Annotated in this window: 26 protein-coding genes; 16 read left to right on the top strand and 10 right to left on the bottom strand. The window is 67.6% G+C overall.

Going from position 1 to position 22,894, the window contains the following annotated elements; genetic code table 11:
• Positions 1-18: 18 nt before the first annotated feature.
• The 3 genes from rimI to AncyloWKF20_RS16755 all read right to left on the bottom strand — a co-directional run bounded on the left by rimI (position 19) and on the right by AncyloWKF20_RS16755 (position 2,010).
• A complete protein-coding gene (rimI, locus tag AncyloWKF20_RS16765) occupies positions 19-510 on the bottom strand; it encodes a ribosomal protein S18-alanine N-acetyltransferase (RefSeq protein WP_279315119.1) in 492 nt (163 codons plus the stop codon).
• Positions 507-1,190 carry a tRNA (adenosine(37)-N6)-threonylcarbamoyltransferase complex dimerization subunit type 1 TsaB gene (gene tsaB, locus AncyloWKF20_RS16760; RefSeq protein ID WP_279315118.1) on the bottom strand — a complete coding sequence of 228 codons (684 nt, stop codon included), beginning with the start codon at positions 1,188-1,190 and terminating at the stop codon, positions 507-509. The genes rimI and tsaB overlap by 4 nt, the downstream gene beginning before the upstream one ends.
• 265 nt (positions 1,191-1,455) lie before the next feature.
• Complete coding sequence (locus tag AncyloWKF20_RS16755; protein WP_267584373.1) at positions 1,456-2,010, bottom strand: NifU family protein; 555 nt, start codon at positions 2,008-2,010, stop codon at positions 1,456-1,458.
• Between the two features lie 320 nt (positions 2,011-2,330).
• Between AncyloWKF20_RS16755 and AncyloWKF20_RS16750 the strand changes: the two genes are divergently transcribed.
• The 5 genes from AncyloWKF20_RS16750 to AncyloWKF20_RS16730 all read left to right on the top strand — a co-directional run bounded on the left by AncyloWKF20_RS16750 (position 2,331) and on the right by AncyloWKF20_RS16730 (position 6,860).
• Positions 2,331-3,383, top strand: a complete 1,053-nt coding sequence (locus AncyloWKF20_RS16750; protein ID WP_279315117.1) for a hypothetical protein — start codon at positions 2,331-2,333, stop codon at positions 3,381-3,383.
• Positions 3,373-3,774, top strand: coding sequence for a hypothetical protein (locus tag AncyloWKF20_RS16745; protein WP_279315116.1), 402 nt, complete (start codon positions 3,373-3,375; stop codon positions 3,772-3,774). The genes AncyloWKF20_RS16750 and AncyloWKF20_RS16745 overlap by 11 nt, the downstream gene beginning before the upstream one ends.
• A complete protein-coding gene (locus AncyloWKF20_RS16740) occupies positions 3,771-4,394 on the top strand; it encodes a hypothetical protein (protein ID WP_279315115.1) in 624 nt (207 codons plus the stop codon). The genes AncyloWKF20_RS16745 and AncyloWKF20_RS16740 overlap by 4 nt, the downstream gene beginning before the upstream one ends.
• Positions 4,395-4,966: 572 nt before the next feature.
• A complete protein-coding gene (locus AncyloWKF20_RS16735; protein WP_279315114.1) occupies positions 4,967-6,097 on the top strand; it encodes a type III PLP-dependent enzyme in 1,131 nt (376 codons plus the stop codon).
• Positions 6,098-6,260: 163 nt separating this feature from the next.
• Complete coding sequence (locus tag AncyloWKF20_RS16730; protein ID WP_279315113.1) at positions 6,261-6,860, top strand: N-acetyltransferase; 600 nt, start codon at positions 6,261-6,263, stop codon at positions 6,858-6,860.
• Positions 6,861-7,126: 266 nt separating this feature from the next.
• On the opposite strand, the gene AncyloWKF20_RS16725 is transcribed toward AncyloWKF20_RS16730, so the two are convergent.
• Entirely contained in the window at positions 7,127-7,909 is a 783-nt protein-coding gene (locus AncyloWKF20_RS16725) for a glutathione S-transferase (RefSeq protein ID WP_279315112.1), read from the bottom strand.
• 359 nt (positions 7,910-8,268) lie between these two features.
• On the opposite strand from AncyloWKF20_RS16725, the gene phaZ reads away from it, so the two are divergent.
• The gene (gene phaZ / locus AncyloWKF20_RS16720) at positions 8,269-9,495 is read left to right on the top strand and encodes a polyhydroxyalkanoate depolymerase (protein WP_279315111.1); all 1,227 of its coding nucleotides are present in this window, start codon (positions 8,269-8,271) and stop codon (positions 9,493-9,495) included.
• 134 nt (positions 9,496-9,629) lie between these two features.
• Here the strand turns inward: phaZ and AncyloWKF20_RS16715 are convergent, their stop codons facing one another.
• On the bottom strand, positions 9,630-9,920 hold the full coding sequence (locus AncyloWKF20_RS16715) for a GIY-YIG nuclease family protein (RefSeq protein WP_279315110.1): 291 nt from the start codon (positions 9,918-9,920) through the stop codon (positions 9,630-9,632).
• A gap of 367 nt (positions 9,921-10,287) precedes the next feature.
• On the opposite strand from AncyloWKF20_RS16715, the gene AncyloWKF20_RS16710 reads away from it, so the two are divergent.
• On the top strand, positions 10,288-11,715 hold the full coding sequence (locus AncyloWKF20_RS16710) for a homospermidine synthase (RefSeq protein ID WP_279315109.1): 1,428 nt from the start codon (positions 10,288-10,290) through the stop codon (positions 11,713-11,715).
• Between the two features lie 94 nt (positions 11,716-11,809).
• Here AncyloWKF20_RS16710 and AncyloWKF20_RS16705 read toward each other — a convergent pair whose 3' ends face one another.
• Entirely contained in the window at positions 11,810-12,049 is a 240-nt protein-coding gene (locus AncyloWKF20_RS16705; RefSeq protein WP_279318007.1) for a hypothetical protein, read from the bottom strand.
• A gap of 86 nt (positions 12,050-12,135) precedes the next feature.
• Here AncyloWKF20_RS16705 and AncyloWKF20_RS16700 point away from each other — a divergent pair, with 86 nt between their 5' ends.
• The gene (locus AncyloWKF20_RS16700; protein ID WP_279315108.1) at positions 12,136-13,749 is read left to right on the top strand and encodes a gamma-glutamyltransferase; all 1,614 of its coding nucleotides are present in this window, start codon (positions 12,136-12,138) and stop codon (positions 13,747-13,749) included.
• Between the two features lie 243 nt (positions 13,750-13,992).
• Entirely contained in the window at positions 13,993-14,670 is a 678-nt protein-coding gene (locus AncyloWKF20_RS16695; protein WP_279315107.1) for a L,D-transpeptidase, read from the top strand.
• Positions 14,671-14,875: 205 nt separating this feature from the next.
• Here the strand turns inward: AncyloWKF20_RS16695 and AncyloWKF20_RS16690 are convergent, their stop codons facing one another.
• From AncyloWKF20_RS16690 to AncyloWKF20_RS16675, 4 genes are read right to left on the bottom strand one after another with little or no spacing between them, the layout of a single operon-like run.
• The gene (locus tag AncyloWKF20_RS16690; RefSeq protein WP_279315106.1) at positions 14,876-15,382 is read right to left on the bottom strand and encodes a protein tyrosine phosphatase; all 507 of its coding nucleotides are present in this window, start codon (positions 15,380-15,382) and stop codon (positions 14,876-14,878) included.
• Positions 15,379-16,089, bottom strand: coding sequence for an HD family hydrolase (locus AncyloWKF20_RS16685; protein WP_279315105.1), 711 nt, complete (start codon positions 16,087-16,089; stop codon positions 15,379-15,381). The genes AncyloWKF20_RS16690 and AncyloWKF20_RS16685 overlap by 4 nt, the downstream gene beginning before the upstream one ends.
• A 9-nt stretch (positions 16,090-16,098) precedes the next feature.
• On the bottom strand, positions 16,099-16,683 hold the full coding sequence (locus tag AncyloWKF20_RS16680) for a DNA-3-methyladenine glycosylase I (protein WP_279315104.1): 585 nt from the start codon (positions 16,681-16,683) through the stop codon (positions 16,099-16,101).
• The gene (locus tag AncyloWKF20_RS16675; RefSeq protein WP_279315103.1) at positions 16,680-17,531 is read right to left on the bottom strand and encodes a folate-binding protein; all 852 of its coding nucleotides are present in this window, start codon (positions 17,529-17,531) and stop codon (positions 16,680-16,682) included. The genes AncyloWKF20_RS16680 and AncyloWKF20_RS16675 overlap by 4 nt, the downstream gene beginning before the upstream one ends.
• Positions 17,532-17,770: 239 nt before the next feature.
• On the opposite strand from AncyloWKF20_RS16675, the gene AncyloWKF20_RS16670 reads away from it, so the two are divergent.
• The 7 genes from AncyloWKF20_RS16670 to AncyloWKF20_RS16640 all read left to right on the top strand — a co-directional run bounded on the left by AncyloWKF20_RS16670 (position 17,771) and on the right by AncyloWKF20_RS16640 (position 22,885).
• Positions 17,771-18,187, top strand: a complete 417-nt coding sequence (locus AncyloWKF20_RS16670) for an Ohr family peroxiredoxin (protein WP_267584387.1) — start codon at positions 17,771-17,773, stop codon at positions 18,185-18,187.
• Between the two features lie 361 nt (positions 18,188-18,548).
• On the top strand, positions 18,549-19,691 hold the full coding sequence (locus AncyloWKF20_RS16665) for an alpha-D-ribose 1-methylphosphonate 5-triphosphate diphosphatase (RefSeq protein WP_279315102.1): 1,143 nt from the start codon (positions 18,549-18,551) through the stop codon (positions 19,689-19,691).
• Between the two features lie 5 nt (positions 19,692-19,696).
• Entirely contained in the window at positions 19,697-20,389 is a 693-nt protein-coding gene (locus tag AncyloWKF20_RS16660; RefSeq protein ID WP_279315101.1) for a DUF1045 domain-containing protein, read from the top strand.
• Positions 20,390-20,392: 3 nt separating this feature from the next.
• The gene (locus AncyloWKF20_RS16655; protein WP_279315100.1) at positions 20,393-21,007 is read left to right on the top strand and encodes a DapH/DapD/GlmU-related protein; all 615 of its coding nucleotides are present in this window, start codon (positions 20,393-20,395) and stop codon (positions 21,005-21,007) included.
• A gap of 107 nt (positions 21,008-21,114) precedes the next feature.
• Positions 21,115-22,095, top strand: a complete 981-nt coding sequence (gene sppA, locus AncyloWKF20_RS16650) for a signal peptide peptidase SppA (protein ID WP_279315099.1) — start codon at positions 21,115-21,117, stop codon at positions 22,093-22,095.
• 76 nt (positions 22,096-22,171) lie between these two features.
• A complete protein-coding gene (ihfB, locus tag AncyloWKF20_RS16645) occupies positions 22,172-22,465 on the top strand; it encodes an integration host factor subunit beta (RefSeq protein WP_183188827.1) in 294 nt (97 codons plus the stop codon).
• Positions 22,466-22,498: 33 nt separating this feature from the next.
• Positions 22,499-22,885 carry a LapA family protein gene (locus tag AncyloWKF20_RS16640; RefSeq protein ID WP_267584392.1) on the top strand — a complete coding sequence of 129 codons (387 nt, stop codon included), beginning with the start codon at positions 22,499-22,501 and terminating at the stop codon, positions 22,883-22,885.
• Positions 22,886-22,894: the final 9 nt, after the last annotated feature.

Here is a 22,894-nt window from a genome sequence, read left to right as displayed (position 1 = left end):
TCGTTTCGTCCGCCGGATTCAGGCGATATCCCGGCGCATGACGAGGGCGGCGACGGGGTGGCCGGTTTTGTCGCGGTAATAGCCGGTGCGGCGGCCGATCTGGGTGAAACCGCAGCGCCCATAGAGATGGATCGCGGGGGCATTGCCCTCCTCCACCTCGAGGAAAACCGTGGTGAAGCCCTCCGCCGCCAGCGTGCCGAAGGCGCTCGCGATCAGCCTGCCGCCGATGCCGCGCCCCTGCCGGTGTTTTGATACCGCAACGGAGAGGATCTCGATCTCCGGCGCCACGCCACTCAACAGAATGAAACCAATGAGCTTTTCGCCCTCGGTGGCGACCAGCGCGCGGGTCAGCCGGTTGGCCAGCAGGCGCTCGAACTCCGCCGCGTCCCAGCCGATGCGGAAGGCGCCCGCGTGAAGCGCCGCCAGCGCCTCGGCATCGCCGGGCACGGCCGCGCGCAGGCTGGCGTCGGGACGGCCGAGCCCGAGGAAATCGAGGAAGCCCCCGCTCATCGCCGGGCGATGCGCCCCGCCGTCTGCGGCTTGGCATCGGCGTCGCGCAAATAGAGCGGGCGGGGCTCGGAACGGGCGGGATCGGCCACGCTGGCGAGCCGGGCGAGCCACACCGGATCGGGCGTAACCTCTTGATAAACCTCAACAGGTGGGCGCTCGCCGGGGGGCCAGGCGTCCAGTAGCAGCGCCGCACCGGAGCCGACCAGACGCACCGGGCCGATGGCGACGGCGCGGGCGGCATCCTTGGCGGCCATTGCACGGGCGCCCACGAGGATGCGCCCGGAGGGGCCAATCATTTGCAGATAGACATTGCCGTGCCGGGCGTCGATGGCGGCGGCGACGGGGATGGTGTCGTCCTCCGCCAGCAAGGGCGCGGCGAGCGTCGCCAGCGTCGAGATGCCGAGCACCGGGCGGCCGGTGGCGAGGCCGAAACCGCGCGCGGCGGCGAGCCCAACCCGCAGCCCGGTGAAGCTGCCCGGTCCCACGGTCACGGCAAAAATCCCGATATCTGAGATATTTAGCCCGGAATCGGCGATCACCCCCTCGACCATCGGGATGAGCGCCTCGGCGTGGCCGCGCTCCATCACCCGGCCGGCGCGGGCCAGCGTCATGTCGCGCGCCATGTCGTGCAGCGCGACCGAACATGCCTCGAGGGCGGTATCCAGAGCCAGAATCAGCATCGAAAATCCTTCACCGGCCCCCACCATGCGCAGGTCGCGCGCGGGAAGAAAAGAGCGCGGGAACCGGTGGGCGAAACCGGTGACCAGTGAGTGCAGTCAGGTGGACGATCAGGCCAGTCTGTGCGGAAAAACCGGGGGCGAATGGCCGGTCAGGCCAGTCTGTGCGCGACCGCCCGTCCCGCCGCCGCCCGGCCCCGATCCGCTCCCCCGGTCCAACCCCTCGGCGAGCCCGGTCCGACCGGGCGCGCCTCACACAGGGCGTCCCTCACACCGGACGGACTTCGACCACATCCGGCACGAAATGGCGCAGCAGATTCTCGATGCCGTTCTTCAGCGTCGCGGTGGAGGAGGGGCAGCCGGCGCAGGAGCCCTTCATCGCCAGGAAGACGATGCCGTCCTTATAGCCGCGGAAGGTGATGTCGCCGCCATCATTGGCCACCGCCGGGCGCACGCGCGTGTCGATCAGCTCGCGGATGGTATCGACCACCCCGGCATCCTTCTCCTCATAGAAGGCATCGTCCGCCGCATGGGAGTGGTCCTCGGGCAGGATCGCCTTGCCGGAGACGAAATGCTCCATGATGGCGCCGAGAATGGCGGGCTTGAGATGCGCCCACTCGCCACCTTCCTTGGTGACGGTGACGAAATCCGACCCGAAGAACACGCCGGTGACGCCCGGCACCTCGAACAGGCTCGCGGCGAGCGGCGAACGCGCCGCCTCCTCCGCATTGCGCGCCTCGAAGGTGCCGGCCCCGAGCACGGAACGGCCCGGCAGAAACTTCAGCGTGGCGGGATTGGGGGTGGCTTCGGTCTGGATGAACATTTTTAGCGCTCCTTGCCAACCACGGTTCAAGGCCGCGGCGACGGGGATGGATCGCTTTTTAGATAGGCGGTCGCGGGGGGAAGGGGAAGGGGAGGACTGCATGGAGCTTCCAATCAGATTCCGCTGGAGCTCAAGTGCCGCATTTCGCAACGTACCCTAGGGTACGCAGGCTAGGCGAAATGTATCCAAATTTGCTGTTGGCCCTGTTGAGAACTCTTGGATGGAGGTTGCTCGTCAACCGAGTCCGGGACCAAATTAAGCAAATCACAGGAAACGAATCCATGACTTTAGCTGTAGAAGCAAGATGTATGCGAGATCGCATGCCGTGGAACGTCGGCCAGAAAATCCTTTCTTTCCTTGAGCTCCCGCGAGGTCAAGGATGGGATAAGACCGTAGAAAAAATCATCGCTGAGGGTGAAAACCTCGACGAATATCGTAATCGCGTACTGGAATATCTTATTAAGCACTATCAGTGCGGCGAGAAAATGCTGAGACTGCATTCCGTTGATCGCGCTATCGGCGAGCAGATCGCGTCGGCAATTCGTGATGCGGTAATTCCTCCATCGTCATTTCTGGAGCACTATCCGGCCCTCGTCCCCAGCGACCAGTTGAACGGCCTGTCGACGACGCCCACCCTCGTGAATGTGACGGTCGGCGACGGCGGCACGGTAGCAACTTTCGCATCGGTGAGAGTGCTTTCCGTTAGGGAGGAGCTGGAGCGTGAAGACTTTCCCGAGGAAGCTGCCGACGCTCTTAGTCGATTTGACGAATTGGTGGGGATACGCCACGTCAAGTGGCAAGCAATGGACGTGGTAAAGATTTCGCCAGACTTTACTGAGATTGATGTGAGAGTCGACGCCCCGCTAGGAATGCCTTCCACCGCGGGTGACGTCGTTCACGCTCTCATTCGGAAAGAGCTGGCGCTTATGACGGTCGGCGACCTGTTGCCTCAACCGATGAACCTGTTCCCGCTGATCGACCGAATTTACAAGGCGGAGGGAGAGGGCATAGTCGTTGAACTCGCGTTTGGCACAACGACAGCCTCACTCAAGCACGAAAAAATGAGGCGCCGAAGGACTTGCCTGCGGCAAGAAGCTTATCATCGAGGAGGGAAGCGCGCTCTGGCGTCCGATATTGAGATACACCGACTGAGCGTACTTTGGCCCCTCCCGCTGGGGCGCGCCCTCTCAAGGCCCGAACTTACTTTGAGCGCCTCGGCCAGGAGCGCAGGTGCAACGCATCCGATCTTAACCAATGCGATGATTCGGAACTGTGCAGACGATACGGAGTTCGAACACGTGCGCAGCCGTATGCTACATTTTTATCGATTGATGAACGAAGAACGAAATGAGAACATAGAGGATGGTTGCTGACGCCATCAAACGAGACCTGAAAGAGCGGGGCGCCAATTCCCCGATCCTACAGCTATGCCTCCGTCTTGTTGATTACGTTGCAAGTCTACCCTCAGACCAGCGTGAAATGCTGACATACAGGACCTTCATTAAAGCGGCTGGAAAAGAGCGCGTTGACCAAGATTTAATGGCCGCACTTACAATACTCTCAACTTCTAATATTCATGCTTTTGATATTTTCGGGCTTTTCATTGATGAAAATGACGATGAGTTTGAGATTTCTGCTGAAGATTTATTTCAAGCTCAGTCGTCCGGAGAATTTGCGCACCCTAGTAGTGGGCGACTAGTTCCTGATTTCGAAGATCGTATTGTTCCTTTTTTTGTCCCATCTGAGCGGTTTAGCGCTCAATGAACGATGAAATTACTCTCAGAGACTTGAAGTTGATGGCGTCACAATCCACGCCAGCTCAGATTGTGCTCGACTTACTTTGTGCAGATAGCCCTTCAAAGCAGCTATCTTGCGTCGAACGCGGCATTGATTATGCTGTTCAAGAAATGATAAAGGTTCCGCAACTATATCAGGGCATGACGGAAGATCAACTTACAAACTCTATGATGAATTTCTTGTCTGGATTGGGACTAAACCCTACTCATGATACACAGATAGGGGGGCATTGCGACATCGTAATACAGCTTAGAGGTGGATTTTTATGGATAGGAGAATCTAAAATACATGGGTCATATGACTGGCTTCTGAAGGGGTTTAATCAAATTGACACTCGTTACTCCACGGGAATGCCAGGGCAGGATAGTGGTGACCTAATCATATTCATTTTTCAGCAAAGAATTGACCATGTTATAGAAAAATGGGTCGAGAAGCTGCAATCTGAGCGAACTGATGTGACTATAAATCATTGCCAAACTGATCCAAATCGAAGGATCAGCACTCACCTTCATCAGCGGACGGGACTTCCTTTTCGGGTTCGGCACATTCCCGTTTCTCTTTATTTTTCACCTCGTGATACTAATTAGCGAAGTGAAGGCGATGCCCAATCAATCCCAAACAGGGATTAGATCGAGCTGCCCGCACCTCGAGCGTATGCCCCCTAAAAAAATCTCCCCCACCCGCTTGCATGTGACAGCCTGATTCCCTAAATCCCTTCTCGCCCAATATTCGCACGTGCCTGTGGTCGCGTGCCGATCGGCGGAAGTCCGGACAAGAGGCCGGAAAGTCGCCAGTCAGATCGGTAGCCGGAGGCGAAACCGGCGCACCTCGCTCTCAGCGGGGAACGTGACTTGAAGCAACGACGTAGCGGGCTTTTTTGGTCTCTGTCGGCCCTCCAAAGGTCGGGAAACTGAAGAGGCACTACTTCTTGCCGGGCGTGCGGTCGGGTCTCCCGTACCAAGCGAAGGCATCGGACACGCGCTGGCGCTCTCCACACGCGCCGGCTCGCTTTCGTGCCACGGCTCCCTTCCATCCGGCCTTGCGGCAAAAACCGTGCGGCCGGCGAACGGATGCGCATTCCTGCCACTCCTGCGGCCCATTGGCGCCGCGGGCGGGTGTTCGCATCCATGGGTCTTGCTTCGGGTCTGTGGAGAGCGCCATGACCGACCGTATTCGCGAATTCCTGCGCAACCGACGCGAGGATGGTCCCTGCGTCGTCGTCGACCTCGAGGTCGTGCGCGCCAATTATGCCGCCTTCGCCCGCGCTTTGCCCGACACCCGCGTGTTCTATGCGGTGAAGGCCAATCCCGACCCGGCGATCCTCAACGCGCTGGCCGAGATGGGCTCGTGCTTCGACTGCGCCTCGGTGAACGAGATCACCATGGTGCTCGCCACCGGCGCGGGCGCCGAGCGCATCTCCTTCGGCAACACCATCAAGAAGGAGCGCGATGTCGCGCGCGCCTTCGAGCTGGGCGTGCGGCTCTTCGCCGTCGACAGCGTGGAAGAGGTGGAGAAGGTCGCGCGCGTCGCCGCCGGGGCCCGGGTGTTCTGCCGCATCCTGTGCGACGGCGCGGGCGCCGAATGGCCGCTCTCGCGCAAGTTCGGCTGCGAGCCGGAAATGGCGGTCGACGTGCTCGAGCACGCGCACCGGCTGGGGCTGGAGGCGCATGGCGTCTCCTTCCATGTCGGCTCGCAGCAGAAGAATGTCGACGCCTGGGATTCGGCGCTGGCCTCGGCCGCGGCGATCTTCGCGGCCTGCGCCGAGCGCGGCTTCTCGCTGAGCCTCGTCAATCTCGGCGGCGGCTTCCCGGCCAAGTACCTGCAGGACGTGCCGGCGGCGGAAGCCTATGGCGAGGCGATCTTCCGCGCGCTGTCGCGTCACTTCGGCAACGCCATCCCGCAGACCATCATCGAGCCGGGCCGCGGCATGGTCGGCGCGGCCGGCCTGATCGAGGCCGAGGTGGTGCTGATCTCGAAGAAGGCGGACACCGACGAGGTGCGCTGGGTCTATCTCGACATCGGCAAGTTCGGCGGCCTCGCCGAGACGATGGACGAGGCGATCCGCTACCCCATCCGCACCCCGCGCGATGGCGATGCGGTGGAGCCCTGCGTGCTCGCCGGCCCGACCTGCGATTCGGCCGACGTGCTCTATGAGAAGACCCCGGTGATGCTGCCGGTGTCGCTCGCCATCGGCGACAAGGTGCTGATCGAGGCGACGGGCGCCTACACCACCACCTATTCGGCGGTGGCGTTCAACGGCTTCGAACCGCTGCGCTCCTACGTGATCTGAGCGCCTTACGTCATCCCGGACGCCGCACGGCGATCCGGGATCGCCAACCGCGAGAGGCGGAAGGCGATCCCGGCGCTCCGCCTCCGGCTCCGGCCGGGATGACGACGCTTTCACAATTCCCTTCACCTCTTTGCCCGGCCGATCCCGGGCGTTGGAGGCTGCCATGACCTACGTCGCCACCACCCAAACCGCTGCCCCCGTGATCTCGCTCGAGACCGCGGCCGATGTCGCCCCGCGCGAGGCGCTGCTGGATCTCGCTTTCGGCCGCGCCGCGCGCCTCGCCAAGACCTCCGAGCGCCTGCGCGAAGGCCGCAAGCCGGCCGACGGCCTCGCCTTCGCGTCGCATGGCGCGGATGGCCGGCTGATCGGCACGCTGCGCCTGTGGCATGTGACGGCCGGCCCGTCGCGCCCGGCGCTGCTGCTCGGCCCGCTCGCCGTGCATCCGTGGTTCCGCGACCGGGGCCTCGGCAAGGCGCTGATGACCACCGCCATCAATGAGGCGGCGCGGCTCGGCCATGGCGCGATCCTGCTGGTCGGCGACGCGCCCTATTATGCGCGCTTCGGCTTCGATGTGGCGCTGACGGAAGGGCTGTGGCTGCCGGGCTCGTTCGACCGCGCCCGCTTCCTCGGGCTGGAGCTGCAGCCGGGCGCGCTCACCGGCGCGCGCGGCCTTGTCAGCCCGACCGGCGCCCTCATTGAGGCGCCGAGCCTCACGGACCTCATCGCCCGCGCCACCGCCCCGGCGCTGAAGCGCAGCGCCTGAGGCTTTTCCCCGGACGGTCGCAGGATCGTCCGGGAGCCCATCGCCGGCGCCATCCTCGGGCAAGCCTGAGGATTCACGGTGACGGGGTCGAACCGGTTACCACCCCATTCCCATCGGAGGGGCGCTGTCGAGCCTCGCGGTCTCCCGGCCGCCGCACCCGCGGCCGGGATTGATGGCGCGGCGCCCGCCCCTCCGTCCCCTTTCCCTGCCCTTTTCCCCATCGGACGGGATGGGGTCGAGCTCCGCCGGTTCGCCCGCCCCCGGGTTCAGAACTCGACGTCGAGCTCCTCCATCTCGTCCGGTTCCACCAGCGCCTCGGCGGTCCAGTCCCGCAGCGGGGCGAAATCGAGCATGGTCCGGCAATAGGCCGCGGCGTCGGGCGGCAGCGCCACGTCATAGGTGTGGAAGCGCGTGCAGACCGGGGCGTACATCGCATCCGCCACCGTCGGCGCGGCGCCGAAGAGGTACGGCCCGCCATAGGTGGCAAGGCACTCGCTCCAGATGGCGAGGATGCGCGCAATGTCGCCCTGCACGCCCGCCCAGACCTTGAAGCCGGGATGGCGCGCTTTCAGGTTCATCGGCAGGGCCGACCGCAGATTGGCGAAGCCCGAATGCATTTCGCCGGAAATGGCGCGGCAATGGGCCCGCGCTGCGCGATCCCTAGGCAGAAGCCCGGCCTCGGGTGTGAGTTCGTTGAGATATTCGGCGATGGCCAGCGTGTCCCAGATGCGCAGGCCCTCATGATCGAGCCGGGGCACGAGGAAGGACGAGGATTGCAGCAGCAGCTCGGCGCGGATGCTGGGATCATCCGCCGAGACGCGGGCTTCCGTGATCTCGAGCCCCGCCATGCGGCAGAGCAGATAGCCGCGCAGCGACCAGGACGAGTAGTTCTTGCTGGAAATGGTGAGCACCGCCGCCGGCGCGGCGACCGGCGTGGGGGTCGCTTCGCCCGCCACAGCCTTGGCCGGCCGGGGTTTCGCGGCCTTTTTGGCGCCGGTGGTCTTGCTTCCGGTGGTTTTGGTGGCGGCGGCTTTGGAGGCGGGCGGCATGAAATTGTTCCAGCTCGGCGGAGGGCAGGGCGCCGACCCCGCCGGATGATCGGTAACGGAGCGGCAAACACTATTCGTGCCATCCCCGATAGCGGCCCTCATCGGCCGGGCCGGCACCGCGCCGGGGCGCGGCACGGTGTTTGCCCCTCTCCTGTCACCGGCCGGTCATCTTTCCGCTTGCCGGCCGCGCGCCGGCGCGCGAGCCTTGCCGGCTGGCTGCCGGTTATTGCCCGCCCGCCTGTCGCCGTTCACACGTCCCGCCGCCTGTGAGGACTTGCCGTGAAGCTCGCCTGCCCCGACCCCGCCTGCCCTGTCTCTGCCTGCCGCCGGTCGTCCCGGTTCCGTCCGGGCGCACCCGCATGATCTACGCCGCCTATCAGGCCCAGTCCGACCTGTTCGACCCGGTGCGGCTGGCCGCCCGCATGTCGCGCCGCTTTCTCGACACCACGCTGGGCGGCATCGGCCTCGCCGACACGGCGCTGCTGCGCAACCTCACCGCCGCGCTGGAAATGGTGGAGCGCACCGGCCTCAGCCATGCCCGCCCCTCCTTCGGCATCGACACGGTGAGCGTCGGCAACCGCGAGGTGGAGGTGCGCGAGGAGGTGGCGCTCGACCTGCCTTTCGGCCGGCTGATCCATTTCGCCAAAGACATCGACCAGCCGCAGCCGCGCCTTCTGGTGGTCGCCCCGCTCTCCGGCCATTTCGCCACGCTGCTGCAGGACACGGTGAAGACCCTGCTGCCGGAGAACGACGTCTACATCACCGACTGGACCAATGCGCGCGACGTGCCGCTGAAGGTCGGCTCCTTCGGCTTCGACGAATATGTCGCCCATGTCATCCGCTTCCTGGAGACCATCGGGCCGGGCGCGCACGCCCTCGCCGTGTGCCAGCCCTGCGTGCAGGTGCTCGCCGCGAGCGCGGTGATGGCGCAGGAGGACAACCCGGCGCAGCCGCTCTCCATCACGCTGATGGCCGGGCCGGTGGATACCCGCGTCAACCCGACCAAGGTGAACGAGCTCGCCACCTCGAAGCCCCTCGACTGGTTCGAGAAGAACCTCATCGCCACCGTGCCGCCGGGCTTTGCCGGTGCCGGGCGGCGGGTCTATCCCGGCTTCATCCAGGTCGGCGCCTTCATGTCGATGAACATGGAGCGCCATGTGAAGGCGCATGTGGAGCTGTTCGAGAACCTCGCCATGGGCGAGCACGACAAGGCGCGCACCGCCAAGGCGTTCTATGACGAATATTTCGCGGTGCTCGATCTCTCCGCCGAGTTCTATCTGGAGACCATCCGCATCGTCTTCCAGGAGCACGATTTGCCGCGCGGGGTACTGACCTATCGCGGCGACCCGATCGACTTCCGCGCCATCCGCCGCACCGCGCTGCTCACCGTGGAGGGCGAGCGCGACGACATCTGTGCGGTGGGCCAGACAGTCGCCGCGCAGGACATCTGCACCAGCCTGCGCCCGCATCTGCGCCGCCACCATCTGCAGGCCGGCGTCGGCCATTACGGCGTCTTCTCCGGCCGCCGCTGGAAGGGCCAGGTCTACCCGCTCGTGCGCAACCACATCCTCGCCGCGGATGCGTGAGGGGGCTTCCCGTCCCACGCACCGTCATGCCCGGCCTTGGGCCGGGCATCCACGACTTCCCTGTGGCACCTGCTGAAAGTCATGGATGGCCGGGCCAAGCCCGGCCATGACGTGGTTCTAGCGGGTCGCCTCCATCAACGCGCGATCTCGTCGTAAAGGTCACGCCATTCCGGGTTGGCCGCGTGAACAAGCCGGACTTTCCATGCGCGCGGCCAATGCTTGATGGCCTTCTCGCGCGTAATCGCCAGCACGATGTCGTCATGCGCCTCGACATAGACCAACCGCTTCAGACCGTGCCGCTTGGTGAAGCCATCGACCACGCCTTCCCGGTGCTCCCAGACGCGGCGGACAACGTCCGACGTCACGCCGACATAAAGCGTCCCGTTCGGCCGGTTGGTGAGGAGATAGACGAAGCCGCCCTTCATGGACGGAGCGTGGCAGCTGGCCCATACCCGCGCAAGATCGGCACCGCGACGCAGACTGCATGAAGGCACTGGACTCCCCACCCCACGCACCGTCATGCCCGGCCTTGGGCCGGGCATCCACGACTTGCCTGTGACGCCCGCTGAAAGTCATGGATGGCCGGGCCAAGCCCGGCCATGACGTGGTTCTTGTGGCAGCCTCCCGTGCAACCGAGATCGGCCTGGGCGACCCCTCATGCCACCGCCCGTGTTTCATCGGCAACCCGACCGTTCCCCGTCACGCGGGCGTCACCATTGACGCGGCAGGCTGCGATCCCCATGGTGCGCCCGCATCTTCTGACCCGTTGAAACAAAAGGAGTCCCCCCGAGAATGTCGGTATGGCCGGTCTATGGAAAAATCGATGGTCCCATCGTGATGATCGGCTTCGGCTCGATCGGCCGAGGCACGCTGCCGCTGCTGGAGCGGCATTTCGATTTCGACAAGGAAAGCCTCACCGTCATCGACCCGGTGGACGACCACCGCAACCTGCTCGATGAACGCGGCATCCGCTTCCTGCAGCTTGCCATCACCCGCGAAAACTACCGCGAGGTGCTCGGCCCGCTGCTGACCGCCGGCGGGCGCGGCTTCGTCATCAACCTGTCGGTCGATACCGGCTCGGTCGATCTGATGAGTTTCGCCCGCGAATGCGGCGCGCTCTATATCGACACGGTGGTCGAGCCCTGGCTCGGCTTCTATTTCGACAAGGACGCCACCCCCGCCAGCCGCTCCAACTACGCGCTGCGCGAATCCATGCTCAAGGCCAAGCGCGCCAATCCGGGCGGGCCGACCGCGATCTCCTGCTGCGGCGCCAATCCCGGCATGGTGTCCTGGTTCGTCAAGCAGGCGCTGATCGACATCGCCACCGAGACCGCGCTCGATTTCGAGGAGCCGACCACGCGCGAGGGCTGGGCGGCGCTGATGCACCGCGCCGGCGTCAAGGGCATCCACATCGCCGAGCGCGACACCCAGCGCGCGCGCGACCCGCGCGATTTCGGCACCTTCGTCAACACCTGGTCGGTCGAGGGCTTCATTTCCGAAGGGCTGCAGCCGGCCGAGCTCGGCTGGGGCACGCATGAGGGCTGGATGCCGGCGAACGGCTTCACCCATAATTTCGGCTCCGGCGCGGCGATCTATCTGATGCAGCCAGGCGCGGCGACCAAGGTGCGCACCTGGTGCCCGAGCCTCGGGGCGCAGCACGGCTTCCTCGTCACGCACAACGAGTCGATCTCGATCGCCGACTATTTCACCGTGCGCAACGGCGCGCAGGTCGCCTACCGGCCGACCTGCCACTACGCCTACCACCCCTGCAACGACGCCCTGCTGTCCTGGCACGAGATGTTCGGCAATGAGGGCAAGTTCTCCGGCGAGTGGTCGATCCTGACCGAGAACGAGATCGTCGACGGGCGCGACGAGCTCGGCGTGCTGCTCTATGGCCACGCCAGGAACGCCTATTGGTACGGCTCGCAGCTCACCATCGAGGAAGCCCGCGCGCTGGCGCCCTACCAGACCGCGACGGGCCTGCAGGTCACCTCCGCCGTGCTGGCGGGCATGGTGTGGGCGCTGGAGAACCCGGAGGCGGGGATCGTCGAGACCGACGAGATGGACTACCGGCGCTGCCTTCAGATCCAGAAGCCCTATCTCGGCACGGTGAAGGGCTATTACACCGACTGGAACCCGCTGGTCGGCCGCCCCGGCCTGTTCCCGGAGGATATCGACGAGAGCGATCCCTGGCAGTTCCGCAACGTGCTGGTGCGCTGATCGAACAAGCAAATGGCCGGGGAAACCCGGCCATTTCTCATGCGGCGGTCGGCGGGGGAGCCGTCAGCCCTCTAAAGCCCTAGCCTTCGAAGGCCTAGCCCTCGACGAAGGGTTCGACCGACTTGGCCTTCATCACGAAGCGGTAGATGCCGTAGAGGGCGAGCAGGGCGAAGGCGCCCTCGAAGGCCAGCTCCACCATCCAGCTCGCATTGAACAGGGCGGCGATCGCCCAGCCGGCGGCGAGGCCCGCGCCGATGAGTTCGGCGCCGAGCAGGATCGCGGCGCTCAGCACCGTGCTCACATTGTCCCAGCGGATGCGTCGGCCCGTGCTCATCATCATGTTCCGTCTTATTCGGCGGCCGGCAAACTGCTATGCCACGGCGCGCGGGTCAAGCGGGGCCTGCCGCGGGGGGCGACGCCATGGGTCACGGTTCCGTTCATGAGAGCGTGCGCGCGGGCGCCGGCATGGTGGCAAGCCCGCATCATCTGGCCACCGAGGCCGGCCGCGCGGTGCTGGAAGAGGGCGGCAACGCCATCGAGGCCGCGCTCGCCGCCGCCGCCGCCATCGCGGTGGTCTACCCGCATATGAATCATCTCGGCGGCGACGGCTTCTGGCTGATCCGCGACGCCAAGGGCCGCGTCGCCTATATCGAGGCGGCCGGCCCGGCGGGGGCGAAGGCGACCCCGGCCTTCTACCGCGAGCGCGGCTATGACGAGCTGCCGACGCGCGGGGCGCTGGCCGCGCTCACCGTGCCCGGCCAGGTCGGCGGCTGGAAGCTCGCCGGCGAGATTGCCACCGCGCTCGGCGGCAAGATGCCGGTGCGCCGCCTTCTGGAAGCCGCCATCGCCCATGCCCGCGCCGGCGCGCCGGTCTCCGCCTCGCAGCACCGGCACACCGCGCAGAAAAAGGCCGAGCTCGCCCCCGTGCCGGGCTTTGCCGCCACCTTCCTCGATGAGACGGGCGAGGCGCCCGCCATCGGCACCCTGCTGCGCCAGACGCGCCTCGCCGACACGCTGGAGCAGCTCGGCCGGGCGGGTCTCAGCGATTTCTACCGCGGCGACGTCGCCCGCGAGCTGGCGGCGGATCTCGACCACGCCGGCAGCCCGGTGACGCGCGAGGATCTCGACGGCTATGAGGCGGTGCGCCGCCCACCGCTCACCGTCACCCTGCCCACGCTGCGGCTCTGGGGCTCGCCGCCGCCGACGCAGGGGCTGGCGACGCTGATGATCCTCGCTTTGTTCGCCAAACTAGGCGTGAAGGAGCCGGAGAGCTTCGCCCATGTCCACGGGCTGATCGAGGCGACCAAGCGCGCCTTCCTCATCCGCGACCGTGTAGTGACGGATTTCAACCGCGTGAAGGAGGAGCCGGCGGAGTTCCTCACCGCTCTCGCTCTGGAGCGCGAGGTCGCCGCCATCGACATGGGCCGCGCCTTGCCCTGGCCGCACAAGGCGGCGCCCGGCGACACGATCTGGCTCGGCGCCGCCGACCGGCACGGCACGCTCGTCTCCTACATCCAGTCGATCTACTGGGAGTTCGGCTCCGGCCTCGTCCTGCCGGGCACCGGCGTGCTCATGCAGAATCGCGGCACCAGCTTCTCGCTGGATCCCAAGGCGTTGAACCCGCTGGAGCCGGGCCGGCGCCCCTTCCACACGCTCAACCCCGGCATGACCGAGCTGGCGGACGGTCGGCTCGTCGCCTTTGGCTGCATGGGCGGGGAAGGCCAGCCGCAGACCAATGCGGCGGTGATGAGCCGCTACGCCCTCCACGGCGTGCCGCTCGGCGACGCGGTGGCCCGCCCGCGCTGGCTGCTCGGGCGTAGCTGGGGTTCGCCCTCCACCACGCTGAAGCTCGAGGACGGCTTTGACGGCGCCCTCGCCGAACGGCTGGAGCGCGCCGGCCATGAGGTGGAAATGCTCGGCGCCGCCGAGGCCGACAGCTTTGGCCACGCCGGCGCCGTGGTCATCCACCCCGCCAAGCGCGGTTTTGAAGGCACGCACGACCCGCGTGCGGATGGCGGCGCGGCGGGAATCTGAGGGCACGCCACGCCCGGCAGGGAGCCGCCACCGCCGCACAGGACCGCCGCGCGGGCCTCGACGGGATCAGCCTACCGCTCGCGTGCCGGGACACGGCGGAATGGCCCGCCAAGTGCGGCGCTGGCGCCACAGGGGGGCGGGGAATCCGGCGCATAACGCCACCGTGAAGCCCGGATTAGGAGCAAAGCAAGGGGTGGGGAGTATAGGGGAGACCTGCTGTCCCATTCCCGGTTGCGTTCCCCCATGCTCATTGACCGTCGCCTGTTTCTGCTTGCCGCCCCTGTCGCCCTCGCCGGCTGCACCACGACGGGAAGCCCCCGCGTCAGCCAGATGCTGCCGCCCGCGCTCGACCCGCAATATGTGCGGATGTACGGGGCGGTCACCGACGAGCCGTTCCCGATTCCGGCGGTCGACATCAGCCAGATCGACCCGCGCTTCCTGCGCCAGGAAGTGGCCTACAACTCGCCCTACCAGCCGGGCACGATCGTGGTCGATCCCAATGAGCGCTTCGCCTATCTCGTCATGGCCAATGGCCGGGCGCTGCGCTACGGCGTCGGTGTCGGCCGGCAGGAAGGCTTCAATTTCCGCGGCGAGGGCATCATCGCCCGCAAGGCCGAATGGCCGCGCTGGACGCCCACCCCCGACATGATCGCCCGCGAGCCGGAGCGCTATGGCCCCTATGCCGGCGGCCTGCCCGGCGGACCGGACAATCCGCTGGGGCCGCGCGCGCTCTATCTCTACAAGAACGGGCGCGACACCTATTACCGCCTGCACGGCACGACGGAGCCGCTGACCATCGGCACCATGGTGTCCTCCGGCTGCATCCGCTTCATCAATCAGGACATTATCGACCTGTACCGCCGTGTGCCCACCGGCTCGCGCGTGGTGGTGCTGCCGGCAACCGGCGGCGCGCTGAGCTGAGGGTCACGCGCCGGCATGCACGTCATCCCGGACGGCCGAGGGCCGATCCGGGATCGCGGGCCGAAAAGCCGGTGCCAGCACCACTGAACGCGGAGAGCGATCCCGGCTCTCGCTGTGCTCGGCCGGGATGACGGCGGGGATGGGGTGAGGTCGTTATCCCGGACGGCCGCAGGCCGATCCGGGATCGCGCGCCGCAGAGGCGTGCCTACCCCAGCCGCAGCTCGAACGGCTCGTTCTCCATCGCCTCCTTGCCGCGACCGATGGCTTTGATCGCGGCGCTCATGCGGCCCTGCCGGCCGAGCGCGGCGTCGGCCAGCGACACCAGCAGCGCGTTCGGCGTGGCGATGGGCGAGGCGGCGCGCAGCTCCTGCGCGATCTCCGCCTCGTCGCGCTCGGGCGCCAGCGCGCAGGCGGCGATATAGGCCGCGGCGGTCGAGCGGCTGACGCCGAGATAGCAATGCACCACCAGCGGCGCGCGGCGCGGCCAGCTTCGGGCAAAGCCGAGGATCGCCGCGACGTGCTCATCGGAGGGGTGGATCAGCCCCTCCTGAGGGGCAAGGATGTCGTTGAAGCCGACGAAGAGATGATTGTCGGCCATCACGCGCGCCGGAAGGGCGACGGGCGTGGCGACATTGATGACGCTCAGCACATGCTCGGCGCCGGTGCGCTCGACGGTCTCGGCAAGGCGCGAGAGCGGGCAGACATGGATCATAACGGGCTCCGAAGATCAGGCGCGGCGGCGGTGGGCGGACAGGCGCCCGCCTCGGCCTCCAGCTCATGGAAGCGGGCGAGGAAGCGCGCGCTGGCCTCACCGGCGCTCCAGGGGGTGAGATAATCCCTCTCCGTCGCCGGGTCGAGCGGGCAGGGCGCGCCGAAGAAGGCGCGCGCCTCCGTTACCGCGAAGCCGGCGAGGCGGGTGGCTTCCAGAAAGGCGCTGGCGCGGTCGGCGTCCTTCACCCGCTTGACCAGCGCCGCCGGCCAGCGCGCGGGCAGGCCGAAGCGCAGGCTGACGGCGGCGAGGAGGCGCGCCTCCACCTCCTTGTAATCGCCGCCCAGCACCGCCTTGAACGGGCTGATCATGTCGCCGACCACATATTCCGGCGCGTCGTGCAGCAGCGTCGCGAGCCGCCAGCGCGGGGCGAGGCTCACCCCGCGCGCGGCCGCCTGCCGGCGGGCGATCAGCTCGACCAGCACCGAATGCTGCGCCACCGAGAAGATGTGCGCGCCCGAAGTCTGCCCGTTCCAGCGGGCGACGCGGGCGAGGCCATGGGCGATGTCGGCGATCTCGATGTCGAGCGGCGAGGGATCGAGCAGATCGAGCCGGCGGCCGGACAGCATGCGCTGCCACACGCGGGGGGGCTTCGAGCGCGGCGGTTTGGCGGGCTTGCTTTCGCAGGCGGGTGTACCGGGGGACGTCATCGATGCCCCTCAGGACCGCGCGCCATGGCGGTGGCAGGTCACCGTATGGTCGTCGACCATGCCGACCGCCTGCATGAAGGCGTAGACGATGGTCGGCCCGACGAAATTGAAGCCGCGCGCCTTCAGCTCCTTCGACATGGCCTGCGCCACCGGCGAGGTCACGAGCGGCGGGTCGTCCGGCTGGCGTGCATTGTCGAGCACCGGGCCGTTGATGCCCCAGAGCAGGGCAGAAAAACCCGGACCGCGCTCCTGAATGTCCAGCCAGACCTGCGCCGAGCGGATGGTGGAGACGATCTTTGAGCGGTTGCGCACGATGCCGGTGTCCTGCATCAGCGCCTCGACCTTCTCAGGCCCATAGCCGGCGATGATCTCGGGATTGAACCCGTCAAACGCCGCGCGGAACCCCTCGCGCTTGCGCAGGATGGTGATCCAGGCGAGGCCGGCCTGGAAGCCGTCGAGGATCAGCTTCTCGAACAGAGCGCGGTCGTCATATTCCGGCACGCCCCATTCGGTGTCGTGATAGGCCATGTAGAGCGGATCGGTGCCGCACCAGGCGCAGCGCGTCACGCCGTCGGGATGATGATGCCCCCTCACGCCGCATCCTCCGTCCCCGGAATGGCGAAACGCACCCAGCCCGGCCGCTCCGGCACGAGCGCGGCGCCATCGGCCTCCACCACCTGCCCGGCGGCGCGGGCTTCCTCCAGCCGGTCGAGCCGGACGAGGGCGAGGGCGCGCCCTTCCACCCCCGAGCCGAGCCGGCCGATGGTCTTGCCCCCGGCAAGGATCGGCGTGCCCTCGGCGGGCGGCGCGCCGCACAGCGCGACGGGGATGATGCGGGTGCGCGCCGTGCCGCGATGCTGCATGCGGCTGACGATCTCCTGCCCGACATAGCAACCCTTGTCGAAGTCGATGCCGCCGAGCTGGTCCATATCCGCCTCATGCGGGAAGGCGTCGCCATAGAGGAAGTCGCGCCCGCCCTCCGGCACGCCGAGGCCGATGCGGTGGGCCTGCCAGTTTTCCTCCGGCACCATCTGGATCTGCGCCGCCTCGGCGGCCGGCAGCAGGAAGCGCCGGCCGAGCGCGGGCAGGCGCGGATCGTCATAGGCGAGCGCGTCGACCAGCGGCGTCGCCCCGCCCCAGGCCACGGCGACCGCGAGATCGTCCAGCGGACCGATCTCCACCTTGGCGCGCAGGCGGTAGAGCTGGAGCCGCTTCAGCAGGTCCGGGAGAACCGCCCGCGGCACGTCGAGCCGGAAGCCGCCCTCCGTCGCCAGCACGATCATGTCAGCGACGATCTTGCCCTGCGGCGTCAACAGCGCCGCATAGCGCGCCGCGCCCGGCGCCTCGGGCGTGCGGGAGGTCAGCAGATTGTCGAGGAAATGCGCGGCGTCCGCCCCGGCGATGCGGGCGACGGCGCGCTCCTTCAAGATGGCGATCGGCATGGCGGGCGTTCCGGTGGCGGCTCACGCGAGGGGTCGCCTCGACAGGTAAGCCCTGCGCCGCCCGCGGGCAAGCGCAAAGGAACAAAGGACGAACGGCCCCGACGCCGTGCGCCGGCGCAAAGCGCGTGCCCGCCACGCCTGCCCACGGCTTGCCCACGGCTTGCCCCTTGGCGCTGTCGCACCATTTCAACACGGGCGTCCTAGGCTGGGCGCAGCAACGGCATTCGAGGAGAAACACCATGTCCGGCACCGTCCTGTTCACCGGTACCGCCACCGCCATTGGCGGGCGCAACGGCCACTCGCAGACCAGCGACGGCTCCGTCTCGGTCGATCTCGGCATGCCCAAGGGCGGCACGCTGGAAGCCGGCAAGACGACGCCCGAGCACCTCTTCGCCACCGGCTACGCCGCCTGCTTCGGCTCGGCGGTCGAGGCGGTCGGCCACCAGAAGAAGCTCGACGTGACCGGCGCCGCCGTCACCGTCGCGGTCTCGCTGGTGAAGGGCGATGACGGCTACAGCCTCGCCGCCAAGCTCTCGCTCAAGGCCCCCGCGCTCTCGCCGGAGGAGACCCGCGAGGTGCTGGAAGCCGCGCACCAGATGTGCCCCTACTCCAAGGCCACGCGCGGCAACATCCCGGTCGAGCTCAGCGTCGGCTGACGGGGGCGCGCGTGCGGGGGCGACGTCAATCCCCCGCGCCCCACAATCCGTCATCCCGGCCAAGCGCAGCGCAGAGCCGGGATCGGCGGAAGAATGAGGCGGGACGCGATCCCGGCTCGGCCTGCGGCCGTCCGGGATGACGACGACTTCCGGGATGACGCCACCGCGCGATGGCTCGCCCCGAGCGCGCCCACCCACCGCGACCGCTCTTGCCCTGCCCCGCCCTTCATGGAACCGTCACACCAACATGCGAGAGGCGGGCGATGGAACGCGCCTTTCGATCCCCTCCTTGCCGGGCCCCCTCTCCGGGATGGCCCGCACCCACGGCACCGGCGAGCACCTGTCATGGTTGAGACCGTTCATGGCTGAGACCGTCCTGACCCATGCCCGGCTCGTGCTGGAAGACCGGCTGGTCGATGGCACGCTGGTGATCGCCGACGGCGTGATCCGCGCCATCGACGACGGCCCCTCACGCCTTCCCGGCGCGGTCGATTGCGGCGGCGACTATCTCGCGCCCGGCCTCATTGACCTGCATACCGACGCGCTCGAAGGCCATTTCGTGCCGCGCCCCAAGGTTTTCTGGCCGGATCAGCGCGCCGCCGCGCTGGCGCATGACGCGCAGATGGCGGGCTCGGGCGTCACCACCGTGTTCGACGCGATCTGCGCCGGTGGCTTCGACCAGGCCAAGGCCGACCGGCGCGCGCTCTATGAGGTGATGCTGGACGCCGTGGACGAGGGCACCGCGCGCGGCCTGTTCCGCGTCGATCACCGCATCCATCTGCGCTGCGAGCTGACCGATCACGGCCTGCCCGAACTGGTCGATGCCGCACTCGGCCGCCCGACGCTGGCGCTCGCCTCGCTGATGGACCACACGCCCGGCACGCGGCAATGGCGCAATGTCGAGCATCTCAAGGTCTATCTCTCCGGCATCGGCAAGGGCGGCGCCGATCTCGACCGCGAGGTGGCGGACCGGATCGAGCGGGCGCGCGGCGCGGTGGCCGGCAATTATGACCGCATGGTCGCGCTGTTCGCCGCCTCCGGCATCGTGCTGTCGAGCCATGACGACACCACGCCGGCCCATGTCGACGAGGCGCTGGCGGCGGGCTGCACCATTTCCGAATTCCCGACCACGCTGGAAGCCGCCCGCGCGGCGCATGCGGGGGGGCTGGCCACCATTGGCGGGGCGCCCAATGTGGTGCGCGGCGGCTCGCATTCCGGCGGCGTGTCGATGCGTGACCTCGCGGCGGAAGGGCTGCTCGACGCGCTCGCCTCCGATTATGTGCCGGCGAGCCTGTTGCAGGCGGCGATGGCGCTGACCCGCACGGTCGGCCTCACCATCCCGGCGGCGCTCGCGCTGGTGACCGCCGCGCCCGCCCGCCTCGCCCGGCTCGAGGATCGCGGCCGGCTGGCCCCGGGGCTGCGGGCCGATCTCGTGCGTTTTCGCATGGCCGAGGACACGCCGGTGGTGGGCGAATTGTTCAGCGCCGGGCGGCGGGTGTTCTGACGCGCATGAGCACCGCCCGCTACGCCGTCTATTTCGCCCCTCCGGCGGCCTCGCCGCTCTGGCGCTTCGGCTCCGCCGTCATCGGTTATGACGCGGAGAGCGGGCAGGATGTGCCGCCCCCGCCGCTGCGCCGCTTTGAGGCGGCGCGCTGGCGCAACATCACCAGCGAGCCGCGCCGCTATGGCTTCCATGGCACGCTGAAGGCGCCGTTCCGCCTCGCCGAGGGCCGGACGGAAGCCGAGCTGCGCGAGGCCTGCGCGCGCTTTGCCGCCGAGCGCACGCGCTTTGCCTGCGCCGGGGTCAGCGTTTCCGCCATCAGCCGCTTCATCGCGCTGAAGCTCGCCTCGAACTGCGCGGCGCTCGACCGGCTGGCGGCCGGCGCGGTCGCCGCCTTCGACGACTTCCGCGCGCCGATGAACGAGGCCGAGCGGGAAAAGCGCCTGCGCGCCCCGCTCACCCCGCGCCAGCGCGACCATCTGGACCGTTGGGGCTACCCCTATGTGCTGGACGATTTCCGCTTCCACATGACGCTGACCGGCCCGCTGGAGGATGACGAGCGGGCGCTGGCGCTGGCGGAACTCGAGGAGGCGTTCGCCGCCTCCGGCAGCGACGGGCCGCTGATCGTCTCCGAGATCGCCCTCTACCGGCAGGAGACCGGAGCCTTCCGCCTCATCGCCCGCTATCCGCTGGGGAACTGACCCATGGCAAGCCTCGGCCTCACGCCATCCATCGACCCCACCGCGGAAGTCATCCGCTCGACGCTCGGGCGCTACACCGAGGTGGGCCCGCGCACCAAGCTGCTGGAAGTGGCGCTCGGCGACTATTCCTATGTCGTGAACGATGCCGACATCGCCTATGCGCGCATCGGCAAGTTCACCTCCATCGCCGCGATGACCCGGATCAATCCGGGCAACCACCCGATGGAGCGGGCGAGCCAGTCACATTTCACCTACCGCGCCTCGGCCTATTTCGAGGATGCCGACGACGAGCCGGAGTTCTTCGCCTGGCGCCGGGACCATGGCGTCACCATCGGCCATGATGTGTGGATCGGCCACGGCGCCATCATCCTGCCCGGCCGCAGCATTGGCGATGGCGCGGTGGTGGCGGCGGGCGCGGTGGTGACCAAGGATGTCGCGCCCTACACCATCGTCGCCGGAGTTCCCGCGAAGCCCGTGCGGGCGCGCTTTGCCCCCGCCATCGGCGAACGTCTTCAGGCACTCGGCTGGTGGGACTGGGAGCATGCCCGCCTGCGGGCGGCGCTGGACGATTTCCGCGCGCTGCCCGTCGAGGCGTTTCTGGACAAGCACGCCGGCTGAGCCGCGCCGGCGCTGCGTCACCCCCCGCGACTTTTGCCGCCTTGCGCGGGGGCGAGCCGGCCTTTACCCCTGTCGCTTCCGAGGATGGACCGGCGGAGACGGGTAAGATGGCTTATGGCGCGATCGAGGTGGACGAGCTGCTCGCCCGGCGCCGGCTGCGCCGCAAACTGCTGACCTGGCGCATCTTCGCCTTCCTGCTGCTGCTCGGCGGCGGCGTCGGCCTGTTCGCCTGGTGGAGCGATGGTGACTACCTGCCGCGCTCCCAGCCGCATGTGGCGCGGGTGACCATTGGCGGCATCATCCGCAATGAGCGCGAGCGGCTGGAACTCCTGGAGGAGATCGGCAATTCCGGCGCGCGGGCGGTGATCCTTTCCATCGACAGCCCCGGCGGCACGGTGGTCGGCTCGGCCGCGCTCTATGACGGGCTGCGGCGGCTTGCCGCGAAGAAGCCGGTGGTCGCGGTGGTGGACGGCATGGCGGCCTCCGGCGCCTATATCGCCGCCATGGGCGCCGACCACATCGTCGCGCCGCGCAATTCGCTGGTCGGTTCGATCGGCGTCATCTTCCAGTTCCCGAATTTCGCCGAGCTGATGAAGACGGTCGGCATCTCCTATGAGGAGATCAAGTCCAGCCCGCTCAAGGCCGCGCCGAACATGTTCGACCCGCCGAGCGAGGATGCACGCGCCGCCGTGCGTTCGCTGGTCGAGGATTCGTACAGCTGGTTCAAGGAGTTGGTGGCCGAGCGCCGGCTCATAACGGGTGACAAGCTGGCGCAGGCTTCCGACGGGCGGGTGTTCACCGGCCATCAGGCGCTGCCGCTGCGGCTGATCGACGAGGTGGGCGACGAGCGCACCGCGCGCGACTGGCTGGCCCGCGAGCGCGGCGTCTCCAAGGAGCTGCCGGTGCGCGCCTGGCGCACCCAGCGCGCGGGCGACGAGTTCGGCTGGCTCAAGGGCATGGTCGTGGGCGCCATGTCCCTGATCGGGCTTGAGGAACTGGCGACCACGGTGCTACGCACGGCAAGTGAGGCAGCGGCGCAGGCCCGCCTTGACGGTCTGTTGGCCCTCTGGCACCCTCACGGCGGCTAGACGGGGCCAAGATTTTCCAAAATATGATGTTTTTGGATTTCCGACGAGCCGAAAACAACAAGGGGCCGGGGCGTCGATGATTAAGTCCGAACTCGTACAGCGGATTGCTGAAGCCAATCCGCATCTCTACCAGCGTGACGTCGAGAACATCGTGAACGCGATTCTCGACGAGATCGTTGCGGCACTGGCGCGGGGCGACCGGGTCGAGCTGCGCGGTTTCGGCGCCTTCTCCGTCAAGGCGCGCCCGGCGCGCACCGGCCGCAACCCGCGCACCGGCGCGCATGTGGCTGTCGACGGCAAGGCGGTGCCCTATTTCAAGACGGGCAAGGAGATGCGCGAACGCCTCAATGATGGCGTCGATCTCGAGTAACACGCCCTGTCGCAACCTTCCCGGAGTGCCCCCGTGCTGCGCCGTATCCTGATGGTCGTCATCCTCCTGCCGCTCTCCGTGGCGCTTGTCATGCTCGCCGTGGCCAACCGGCAGAAGATCGGGCTGGTGGTGGATCCCTTCGGTGGCGCCTGGACGGTGGAAGCCCCGCTCTTCCTCGTCGTCTTCGCCGCGCTGATCCTCGGCGTGGTGATCGGCGGGGTCAGCGTGTGGCTCAACCAGGGCCGTTACCGCCGCGCCGCCCGCCGCAACGGGCGCGAGGCGCGCCGCGCCACCCAGCAGGCGGAGGATCTGCGCGCCAGCCTTGCCGCCCGCAACGCCGCGCCCGCGCGTCCGGCAGGCCTCGCTCTCGCCTCCGGTTCCGCCAGCCCGGCGCTGACCGACCGCCGCAGCGCCGCCTGAGCGCGCCGC

The organism is Ancylobacter sp. WKF20 (genome assembly GCF_029760895.1).
Classification (GTDB): Bacteria; Pseudomonadota; Alphaproteobacteria; order Rhizobiales; family Xanthobacteraceae; genus Ancylobacter.
Note: the sequence above shows the minus strand (reverse complement) of the source record. Positions and strands in the feature narration are given on the sequence as shown.

Coding starts and splice junctions, on each gene's coding strand:
- AncyloWKF20_RS16700 (WP_279315108.1), top strand. CDS start 12,136: ATGGGTCACGGTTCCGTTCATGAGAGCGTGCGCGCGGGCGCCGGCATG.
- AncyloWKF20_RS16665 (WP_279315102.1), top strand. CDS start 18,549: ATGGCTGAGACCGTCCTGACCCATGCCCGGCTCGTGCTGGAAGACCGG.
- ihfB (WP_183188827.1), top strand. CDS start 22,172: ATGATTAAGTCCGAACTCGTACAGCGGATTGCTGAAGCCAATCCGCAT.
- AncyloWKF20_RS16750 (WP_279315117.1), top strand. CDS start 2,331: ATGCCGTGGAACGTCGGCCAGAAAATCCTTTCTTTCCTTGAGCTCCCG.
- AncyloWKF20_RS16690 (WP_279315106.1), bottom strand. CDS start 15,382: ATGATCCATGTCTGCCCGCTCTCGCGCCTTGCCGAGACCGTCGAGCGC.
- rimI (WP_279315119.1), bottom strand. CDS start 510: ATGAGCGGGGGCTTCCTCGATTTCCTCGGGCTCGGCCGTCCCGACGCC.
- AncyloWKF20_RS16670 (WP_267584387.1), top strand. CDS start 17,771: ATGTCCGGCACCGTCCTGTTCACCGGTACCGCCACCGCCATTGGCGGG.
- AncyloWKF20_RS16745 (WP_279315116.1), top strand. CDS start 3,373: ATGGTTGCTGACGCCATCAAACGAGACCTGAAAGAGCGGGGCGCCAAT.
- AncyloWKF20_RS16715 (WP_279315110.1), bottom strand. CDS start 9,920: ATGAAGGGCGGCTTCGTCTATCTCCTCACCAACCGGCCGAACGGGACG.
- sppA (WP_279315099.1), top strand. CDS start 21,115: ATGGCTTATGGCGCGATCGAGGTGGACGAGCTGCTCGCCCGGCGCCGG.
- AncyloWKF20_RS16740 (WP_279315115.1), top strand. CDS start 3,771: ATGAACGATGAAATTACTCTCAGAGACTTGAAGTTGATGGCGTCACAA.
- tsaB (WP_279315118.1), bottom strand. CDS start 1,190: ATGCTGATTCTGGCTCTGGATACCGCCCTCGAGGCATGTTCGGTCGCG.
- phaZ (WP_279315111.1), top strand. CDS start 8,269: ATGATCTACGCCGCCTATCAGGCCCAGTCCGACCTGTTCGACCCGGTG.
- AncyloWKF20_RS16685 (WP_279315105.1), bottom strand. CDS start 16,089: ATGACGTCCCCCGGTACACCCGCCTGCGAAAGCAAGCCCGCCAAACCG.
- AncyloWKF20_RS16755 (WP_267584373.1), bottom strand. CDS start 2,010: ATGTTCATCCAGACCGAAGCCACCCCCAATCCCGCCACGCTGAAGTTT.
- AncyloWKF20_RS16725 (WP_279315112.1), bottom strand. CDS start 7,909: ATGCCGCCCGCCTCCAAAGCCGCCGCCACCAAAACCACCGGAAGCAAG.
- AncyloWKF20_RS16710 (WP_279315109.1), top strand. CDS start 10,288: ATGTCGGTATGGCCGGTCTATGGAAAAATCGATGGTCCCATCGTGATG.
- AncyloWKF20_RS16675 (WP_279315103.1), bottom strand. CDS start 17,531: ATGCCGATCGCCATCTTGAAGGAGCGCGCCGTCGCCCGCATCGCCGGG.
- AncyloWKF20_RS16730 (WP_279315113.1), top strand. CDS start 6,261: ATGACCTACGTCGCCACCACCCAAACCGCTGCCCCCGTGATCTCGCTC.
- AncyloWKF20_RS16660 (WP_279315101.1), top strand. CDS start 19,697: ATGAGCACCGCCCGCTACGCCGTCTATTTCGCCCCTCCGGCGGCCTCG.
- AncyloWKF20_RS16735 (WP_279315114.1), top strand. CDS start 4,967: ATGACCGACCGTATTCGCGAATTCCTGCGCAACCGACGCGAGGATGGT.
- AncyloWKF20_RS16705 (WP_279318007.1), bottom strand. CDS start 12,049: ATGAGCACGGGCCGACGCATCCGCTGGGACAATGTGAGCACGGTGCTG.
- AncyloWKF20_RS16695 (WP_279315107.1), top strand. CDS start 13,993: ATGCTCATTGACCGTCGCCTGTTTCTGCTTGCCGCCCCTGTCGCCCTC.
- AncyloWKF20_RS16655 (WP_279315100.1), top strand. CDS start 20,393: ATGGCAAGCCTCGGCCTCACGCCATCCATCGACCCCACCGCGGAAGTC.